This window comes from Streptomyces sp. CHD11 (genome assembly GCF_018638295.1).
GTDB lineage: Bacteria > Actinomycetota > Actinomycetes > Streptomycetales > Streptomycetaceae > Streptomyces.
The window spans coordinates 149,640-158,199 of sequence record NZ_JABTTS010000013.1 but is presented as its reverse complement, the minus strand read 5'-3'; the positions used below and the strand labels follow the sequence as shown (position 1 = coordinate 158,199).

At 68.2% G+C, this 8,560-nt stretch carries 7 protein-coding genes and 1 pseudogene; 5 read left to right on the top strand and 3 right to left on the bottom strand.

Annotation, left to right across the window (positions count from 1 at the left end; all coding sequences use genetic code 11):
* Positions 1-174 precede the first annotated feature (174 nt).
* The 4 genes and pseudogenes from HTV45_RS16705 (at position 175) to HTV45_RS34835 (ending at position 3,435) form a co-directional block, all read left to right on the top strand.
* Positions 175-438: a hypothetical protein gene (locus tag HTV45_RS16705; protein ID WP_215206568.1), complete on the top strand. Its 264-nt coding sequence runs from the start codon at positions 175-177 to the stop codon at positions 436-438.
* 605 nt (positions 439-1,043) lie between these two features.
* Entirely contained in the window at positions 1,044-1,169 is a 126-nt protein-coding gene (locus HTV45_RS34840) for a hypothetical protein (protein ID WP_285899651.1), read from the top strand.
* The gene (locus tag HTV45_RS16700; RefSeq protein ID WP_215206567.1) at positions 1,166-1,633 is read left to right on the top strand and encodes an NUDIX domain-containing protein; all 468 of its coding nucleotides are present in this window, start codon (positions 1,166-1,168) and stop codon (positions 1,631-1,633) included. Before HTV45_RS34840 ends, HTV45_RS16700 begins: the two co-directional genes overlap by 4 nt.
* 23 nt (positions 1,634-1,656) lie before the next feature.
* Positions 1,657-3,435: pseudogene (locus HTV45_RS34835) on the top strand (ATP-binding cassette domain-containing protein).
* Positions 3,436-3,622: 187 nt separating this feature from the next.
* On the opposite strand, the gene HTV45_RS16690 reads toward HTV45_RS34835, so the two are convergent.
* A complete protein-coding gene (locus tag HTV45_RS16690) occupies positions 3,623-4,843 on the bottom strand; it encodes an IS256 family transposase (protein WP_215206566.1) in 1,221 nt (406 codons plus the stop codon).
* On the opposite strand from HTV45_RS16690, the gene HTV45_RS16685 reads away from it, so the two are divergent.
* On the top strand, positions 4,826-5,713 hold the full coding sequence (locus HTV45_RS16685) for an NUDIX hydrolase (RefSeq protein ID WP_251692183.1): 888 nt from the start codon (positions 4,826-4,828) through the stop codon (positions 5,711-5,713). The genes HTV45_RS16690 and HTV45_RS16685 overlap by 18 nt on opposite strands.
* On the opposite strand, the gene HTV45_RS16680 is transcribed toward HTV45_RS16685, so the two are convergent.
* Positions 5,629-7,053: an NADH-quinone oxidoreductase subunit N gene (locus HTV45_RS16680; RefSeq protein ID WP_215206565.1), complete on the bottom strand. Its 1,425-nt coding sequence runs from the start codon at positions 7,051-7,053 to the stop codon at positions 5,629-5,631. The two genes, HTV45_RS16685 and HTV45_RS16680, sit on opposite strands and share 85 nt — an antisense overlap.
* Positions 7,050-8,555, bottom strand: a complete 1,506-nt coding sequence (locus HTV45_RS16675; RefSeq protein ID WP_215206564.1) for a NuoM family protein — start codon at positions 8,553-8,555, stop codon at positions 7,050-7,052. The genes HTV45_RS16680 and HTV45_RS16675 overlap by 4 nt, the downstream gene beginning before the upstream one ends.
* Positions 8,556-8,560 lie beyond the last annotated feature (5 nt).

Genomic DNA, 8,560 nt, shown 5'->3' with positions numbered 1-8,560 from the left:
CGCGACCTCGGTGACCGTCTTCTCCGAGGACAACGCCAGGGCGACCGCGTCCCGCTTGAACTCGGTCGTGTACCGCTTGCTCATATTGCTCTTGTTGCTCACTACCTGTGACTGCTTCCTCCAGGACCATCCGTCCCAGTATCAAGCTGTCCAGCCGACAGGGGGAACCTCAACTTGACCATCCGCGAGGGGCAGGACGAGAAGGGCCGGTACTGGGAGGTTGGCGTGATCGGCCACGGCGAGGGCGGCGGCGACCTCGCCGAGCGCGTCGTGAGCGAGATCCGCGCCTGGGACGCCAGCGGCGGCAACAACGCCCCCGAACCAAGCTTCCGAATGGCCACTGCCGACTCGCGCGACCGGCTGACGGTGGACGACGCCCGCTTCGCCGTCGACAAGCCCTACAGCCGACTGGTTGTCGACTGGGCGCGCAAAGGCTGAGCCGATGATCCCCGCGATAGCCAGCCGCATCCCCTTGACCCGCCACACGCGCTCTCGCTTCAGGAGCGCATCAACCATCTCACCGGGCTGACCGTCGCGCCCGCAGGTACCAGCGGTCTCTGACCGAGTCCGTCGCCCTCGGCGAAGCCGAGCTGCAGCGGCTTCTCCGATACGACTGGGCGGCTTCAGGCAATCCCCTGAAGGAGGTACCGCAACCCACATGAGTGATCGAACACGGCATCACAGCCCGCCCCGCTCGACCACAGAAGGAGTGGGCCCTGTATTCGAATATCGGTTCTAGATTTCGCCCGCCTCCACCCGTTACGGCGACACAAGGGCTCCCGTTATCCGATCACTAGTCCGCATCTCTCCCGAGGAGCCCCCATGAATGCCGTACGCCTCCCTGCCCTCCTTCATCCCGTGTTCGAAAACACGACCGGCTCCTCGGGCGCCCCTTCGCACTCCGCCGTCGACCGCAACGCGGTCCACCCGTAGGTCGCGACTGGATACGAGGTGTCTGGCATGAATCACGCCACCACGCCGCTGAGGCCGACCGATCCGAGCATGGGGTACGGCCAGCGTTTGTCCGAGACGGAGGCCCCGGCTTGACCGCGTTCGCCGTCATGGAGACCGCGCGCGCCATCGCCTACGGTCCCTGGCAAGGCAATGTGCTCGTGACTGCGCGGGGCCTGCGCATCGTGAAACGCGTGCGGCAGGAGGTCCGTCCGTGAGCGAGTCGCCTCACCTGCCCATCGCCGATGTCGCCCAGGTCCTGCTCCGGTCCAACGGCACCGCCCTGTGCGTGCGCCGCAATCCGGGCACCGCGCTCGCACCGGGACAGCTCACCGTCGTAGGCGGCCACCTGGAGGCCGACGAACCACTCGATCATGCCGCGCGGCGCGAGGCGAAGGAGGAGACGGGCATCCTGCTCAGCGCGGAGCAGCAGGAGTTCTGCGGCCTCATCCACCACCACGACCCCGGTGACGGACTGGACCGGGTCACCGCCGTGTTCGTCGCGCAGTCCTGGACGGGTGCGCCGTACAACGCCGAGCCGGACAAGCACGAAGGGCTCTTCTGGGTGCCGATGCAAAGACCGTCGCCGGACTGCCACCCCTACACCGCCACGATCTTCCACCTGCTCACCCACGGCCCGTGCTACCGGGCTATCAACTGGCCTGCGGGAGGCGCCCGGTGAAGAGGTTCTTCGGGCCGGTCTCGATGGCCGAACCGCAGGTGTCCGACGCCGAACAGGAGCTGTTCGGCGGGCCCCTGCGCTACGACATGGGCTGGTCCCAGCACGAGCACGCGACCTTGGACCTGACCATGCTGTCGGCGCTTCGCTCCATGCCCGCGCTCGTCGGCTCCACGCTACGCATGGCGTGGCAGGCCGACCGGCGTGCCCTGCTTTCGGTCGGGGGTCAGCGAGATCGGCCAGGGCATCGCCGCAGCCGCCAGCCTACTTGCCGTCAACGCCATCATGCACGCACTGCTCGCCGGCACCGGCAGCGGCACCGACCGGCTGCACGCACTGCTGCCCGGTCTCCTGACTGCCGCCATTATCGGCGTCGTCAACTCTGCCTTGTCGGCCTGGTCCACTCCCTGATCACCACCGCTGGCGTTCTCGCCGTGCTGCACCCCGCGCTGTTGCCCATGCTGATCCTCATCGCCGCCCCGCGCGGCTGGGGTGCCATGCGCGTGGCTCAGGAACGCTACGTGTCGGTGATGAGCTGGATCGAGCACGTACGGGCCAGCCGCCTGATCGGCAACCTGCTCACCGAACGCACCGCCGCGCAGGAAGTACGCCTCCACGCCGTCGGCTCCTTCCTCCTCAGCCGCTACGAGCGCATGGCCGAAAGCGCCGAAGCCGAACAGGAACGCCTCGCCTCCAGCAAGGCCCTCACCGAATGGGTCGCCTCCGCACTGTCCGGCCTGGCCATGGCCGCGACCTACGGCGCCATGTTCTGGCTGATCATGGCCGGGCACATGAGCCTCGCCGTCGCCGGGACCGCCGTCATCGCCGTAAGCACCGGCTCGGCGAGCCTGGGCGCGCTGGTAATGAACATCAACCAGCTCCACGAGGAGAGCCTCTACGTCCGCGACCACGGCCGCTTCCTCACCGAGGCCGGCCGGCGGACGCTGCCCGCCGGCGGGTCGCCCGTACCGGAACGCGTCAAGGAGATCGTGCTGGACCAGGTCACCTACCGCTACCCCGACCGGGACGCCGCCGCCCTGGACGGGGTGTCCCTAACCCTGCCGATGGGATCGGTCACCGCCGTGGTGGGCGAGAACGGCTCCGGCAAGAGCACCTTGATGAAGATCCTCTCCGGCATGCTGCTGCCCGCCTCCGGCACGCTGCGCTGGGGTGAGGCGGATCTCACCGAACTCGACCGGGCCCAGGTCTTCGAGCGCGTCTCCCTGCTCACCCAGGACTTCCAGCGCTGGCCCGTGACCGCCGCGATGAACATCCGCCTCGGCCGCCCCGACCACCCGGCAACCGACGAAGACCTGAAGCCCTCGGTCGACTACGCCGCCGCTGGCCCCGTCATCGCCAAACTCCCCGACGGACTATGTAGCCTGCTGGCCCGCATGTTCCGTGGCGCCATCGAACTGTCCGGCGGCGAATGGCAGAAAGTCGGCCTGGCCCGCACGCACTGGCGTAGCTCAACATCACAGGCAGACGGCGTCCTCATCGTGGACGAGCCGACCTCCGCCCTCGACCCCGAAGCCGAGATCGAAGCCTTCGACCGCATCCGCCGCCTCGCCGCCCCGAACCGGGCCGTTGTCCTGGTCACCCACCGCATGTCCGGCGTCCGCCACGCCGACCACATCTACGTCCTCAACAACGGGCACCTCGCCGAGCACGGCACCCACGACGAACTCATCACCGCCCGCGGCCGATACGCCGCCATGTTCGACGCCCAAGCCGCCCAGTACGCCCCGACCGCGGCCATCCCCCACCCCGCCACGCCCACCGTCCCGGAAGGCAGAGCTACGTGACCTCTCCCGTTTCCCCTTCGGATCACGACACACCGCGTGCCGTTCCGTCGGCAGCGCAGTACGCCGCGTCCCGGCATGCCGCGTGGCTCGGGGCCGCCGCTGTCATCACCAACGAGGTTGGACAGGTCCTGCTAGTGCGCCCCACCTACCGCGAGGACGGTCATGTCCCCTGTCGTGGTGTAGGCGATCAGTCGTCTGACGTGGCGGGTAGGACGGTTGGGGCATCGAAGTAGAGGGCGTCCATGCTTTCGTTGGAGAGGTAGCGGCGGGGGAAGGCGATCCACTCGTCGTGGAGTTCGGCGAGGACCGCGGTGGCCAGGCGGAGGACCGCGGGCGGGTTGGGGAAGACCTGGACGACGTCGGTGCGGCGTTTGATTTCCCGGTTCAGCCGCTCCAGCGGGTTCGTGGACTGGATCTTCTTCCAGTGCTGGTGGGGGAAGTCCGCGAACGCGGTCAGGTCTTCCTTCGCCTCCAGCAGCATCTCTCTGACCTTGGGGAACTGGCGGCCGAGCATGTCGGCGACGGTGTCGAGCTGGGTGCGGACCGCGTCCGCGGTGGGCTGGGCGAAGACGGTGCGGATCGTCGCGGCGACCATCTCCGCCGAGCCTTTCGGGATTGCGGCGAAGACGTTGCGGACGAAGTGAACACGACAGCGCTGCCAGGCGGCGCCGAGCATGACTTTGCGGATTGCTTTGGCCAGGCCGCTGTGGCTGTCGGAGATGACCAGGCGGACGCCACCCAGTCCGCGTTCGCGCAGGTGACGCAGGAACTGGGTCCAGAAGGCTTCGGTCTCGCTGTCGCCGACCATGACGCCGATGACCTCGCGTCCGCCGTCCTGGGTGACGCCGGTGGCGATGACGATCGCCTGGGAGACGATGCGGTGGTCGACACGGGCCTTGACGTAGGTGGCGTCGAGGAACAGGTAGGGGAAGCGGATGTGGTCCAGCGGGCGGGTCCGGAAAGCGTCGAGCTGTGCGTCGAGGTCCGCGCAGATCCGGGAGACCTCGCTCTTGGATATCCCGGTGTCCGAGCCGAGGGCTTTGACGAGGTCGTCGACGGAGCGGGTGGAGACGCCGTGGACGTATGCCTCCATGATGACCGCGTAGAGAGCCTGGTCGATGCGCCGCCGGCGCTCGAGGAGGCTGGGGAAGAAGCTTCCGGCCCGCAGTTTCGGGATGGCGAGTTCCAGGTCGCCGGCCTGCGTGGTCATCGTCTTCTCGCGGTGCCCATTGCGCCAGGTGGTGCGGGTGTCGGTGTGTTCGCCCCACTCGGCGCCGATCTTCGTGGTGGCCTCGGCCTCGATCAGTTCCTGCAGCAGCCGCTCGGCGACCTCGCGGACGAGTTCAAGACCATCGGCCGAACGTAGTGACTCAAGCAGGCGAAGTAGGTCATGCTGGGACAAGGCCACCGTGCACCCCCTGGGGTCGAACTGCCCGTTCACTCCGGACAGTTGCACGGTGGCCTGCCAGTTGAGCAGGGAGCAGACACCGGCAGACGGTGCACCCGAGGGAGCAGAACCCGCGCACTCAACCGCGGAGATCCCCTACACCACACAGCGGGACGCCATCGCGAGGACGGCTCGTGGGTGCTGCCCGGAGGTGTCGTCGAACACGGTGAACACCCGCACGTCACCTGCCGGCGCGAGATCACCGAGGAACTGGGCCTGGACCTGCCGCTGTCGGCCGTGCTCGCCGTCCACTCCTTCTCCGCGCACCACCCCGACCTTCAGCCCGGAACGCACTGTCCTGGCGAGGTCCGGTTCGTCTTCGATGGGGGAACCCTCGCCCCCGACCAGGTGGAGGCGATCCGCTTGCCGCGCAAGGAGCTGTCCGAGTACGCCTTCTTGGAAACCCGGGACGCGGTCCAGCGGCTGCGCCCCGTGGACGGGCAGATCATGCTCGCCGCCTACCGTGCTCGGCTCGGCAACACCGCCACCGCGCATCTCGCTGACAGTCGGCATGTTCTCGACGTCCCGGTACTGGACCGGCACAACGTCCACGTCCGCTACCGGCCCCTGTGGGACAGTCCGCTCCACCGCGGCCCCGTCCCCGATCGGCTGCTCGTACAGCAAGCCTGGGCGTGGCGCTTCGTCCCCGACGTTATGCAAGCAGATTCTGTGTCCAGGCGTCTCGTGTCTCAGGCTCGGGTTGTGGGCCAGCCTCCCGGATCTTTACCGCAGACCGTCGCCGGGTGTCATGGCAGCAGGTCCCCATTTCCGAAGGGAAGCACTGCTCCGCCGGCGATCCCAAGTCCGAGGGCGAGGGTGCCGGCGGTGTAGGCAGTGGCGGTGGTCCAGCGGCCCATGGCTGCGTGGGTGGCGAGTGGTGCGGATTTGGTGGTGGTGATGAAGAGGGGGGCGAGCCAGCGCAGGTAGTAGAAGAGGGAGGCGACCGTGTTGACGACGGCGAGAGCTGCGAGCCAGGTGTAGCCACCGTCGATGGTGGCGCTGAAGATTTCCAGTTTGCCGAGGAAGACGCCGGTGGGCGGAGTGCCGACCAGGCCGAGGAGACAGACCACGAGAACGGCCGCGAGGCCGGGGTGGCGGCGGGCGAGGCCACGGTAGTCCTCCAGGGTGCGGGCGGCGGGTAGTGCGGTGACGACGGCGAAGGCGCCGAGGTTGGTGACGGCGTAGGCGGCCAGGTAGAACAGCAGGCTCCTCTGGGCGAGGTCGGTGCGTGTGGCGACGGCAAGGGCCATCAGGAGGTAGCCGACCTGGCTGATGGTGGAGTAGGCGAGCAGTCGTTTGACGGAGGTCTGGAAGAAGGCCGCCAGGTTGCCCAGTGACATGGTGACGGCGGCCAGGATCGCGAGCAGGAGTGGCCAGTTGACGTCGCTGTCGGGGAGGGCTTGATGGAGCAGGCGGTAGCCGGCGATCAGTGCGCCGATCTTAGGCAGGGTGGTGACGTAGGCGGCGACCGGGGCGGATGCGCCGTCGGTGACGTCAGGGACCCAGTAGTGGGCGGGCACCGCCCCGGCCTTGAACAGCAGTCCCGCCAGAACGGCCACCAGGGCTACGGCGACGAGACCATGAGGGGCCTCGGGCAAGGTGGTGCGTAGTTCGCGGTAGAGGGTGGCGTGCCCGGCTCCGTAGAACAGGGCGACGCCGGCGAGCATGGCGGTTCCGAGGAGAGCGCCCATCAGGTAGTACTTCAGGGCTGCTTCGGTGCCGGAGTCGTCCTTGGCGAAGGCGGCCAGGGCGTAGGCGGGGATGCTGGCGAGGAGGTAGGCGGCGAACAGCATCAGCAGGTCGTTCGCACCAAGGAGGGCGAGTGTGCCCGCTCCGGTCAGCAGGAGCAGGACCCAGTACTCGGTTTCGCGTTTGTGGCCGCGTACGGTCTCCACCGACATGGTGATGACCAGCAGCAGGGCTCCCAGGACGGTGAGGCGGCCGGCGTTGGTGGCGGCGTCGACGGCGAAGGCGTCCGCGAAGACGGCCTGCACGCGGCCGGTGGCCATGGTGATGCCCGTGGCAACCAGGCCGGCGGTGCAGGCCGCGGTAGCGAGGACGGCGACGATCCACTGGCGGCGGCGCGGCAGCCAGGAACCGGCGAGCAGGCCGATCACGGCGGCTGCGAGCAGGGCGATTTCAGGGATGAGGGCGGCGAGGTTCTCGTTCACCGCGCCACCAATTCGGTCACGGTGCGGCCGGCGGGTTCGATGACGTCCAGCAGCCAGCGCGGTGCGATACCGATCAGCAGGGCGAGGACGAGCAGGCTGATGCTGGAGACCGCTTCGCGGGCCTTCAGGTCACCGAATCCGGTGGTGTGCACCGACTCGGGCAGGCGTGGGGCGCCGAGGAGCATGGCGCGCAGTGCGCGAAGGAACAGTGCGGCGGTGATGAGGATGCCGGTCACGGCGATCGCGGTGGCGATGGCCTGGGAGGCGAGGGAGCCGGTGAAGATTTGGAACTCGGCGATGAAGCCGGAGAAGCCGGGGATTCCGAGGCTCGCGAACGCGGCGACGCCCGTGGCGGCCGCGAAGCGAGGTGCGTAGGCCGCTAGTCCGGAGTAGGCGTCGATCTTGTAGGTCTGTCCGCGGTCGTAGAGGACCCCGGAGAGCAGGAACAGTGCGCCGGTGATCAGGCCGTGGCTGACCATCTGTGTGACCGCGCCGGTCACAGCCAGGGAGCGGGCTTGGTCGTCGGTTCCGGCCAGGGTTCCGGCGGCGCCGACGGCCAGGATGATGTAGCCCATGTGGTTGACCGAGGTGTAGGCGATCATGCGTTTGAAGTCGGTCTGCGCGAGCGCGACCAAGGCTCCGTAGACGACGGAGACGACGCCGACGATCACGATGACCAGGGCGTAGTGGCGCCAGCTTCCGGGCAGCAACGGCATCGCGATGCGGACGAAACCGTAGGTGCCCATCTTCAGCAGGACCGCGGCCAGGATTGCCGATCCGGCGGCGGGGGCCTCGGTATGGGCGGGCGGCAGCCAGGTGTGGAAGGGAACGGTCGGGGTCTTGACGGCCAGCCCCACGCCGATGGCCAGCAGCACCAGGCCCGCGTACAGACCGTGCCCGGCGAGCGGGTTGGCGCGGGTGAGGTCGACGATGTCGAAGGTGTGCGGGTCGGCGGCCAGGTACAGGCCGATGAAACCGAGCAGCAGGGCGAGCGAGCCGATGAAGGTGTAGAGGAAGAACTTCAACGCCGCCGCCCGGGCGCGCTCCCCGTGGCCCCAGCCGGCGATGACGAAGAACATGCCGACGATGGACAGGTCGAAGAAGACGAAGAACAGGATCAGATCGAGCGCGACGAACAGTCCGAGACTCGCCGTCTGCAGGAAGAGAAACAGGCACACGTACGGGCGTACCCGGCTCGTCTCGCGCAGCGAGTACACCGCGACGGCCAGGAACAGTACGCAGGTCAGAGCGACCAGCGGCAGGGAAAGGCCGTCGACGCCGACGTGGTAGCTCACCCCCGCGCCCGGAATCCAGCGCACCCGCTGCTCGTACTGCATTCCGCCCCGGGAGTCGAACCCCGCCCACAACGCGATGACCAGAGCGAGATCGACGGCGGCGGTGGTGATCCACACCCACAGGTACGCCCGCTCGGGGAACCTGCCGGGCAACAGCATCAGAGCCACGCACACCAGCAGCGGCAGAAAGGTCACAGCGGACAGCACAGGGG

What these genes read in the sequence shown, in the direction of transcription:
- HTV45_RS16685 (WP_251692183.1), top strand. Translation starts at nt 4,826, where the DNA reads ATGCTGGGACAAGGCCACCGTGCACCCCCTGGGGTCGAACTGCCCGTT.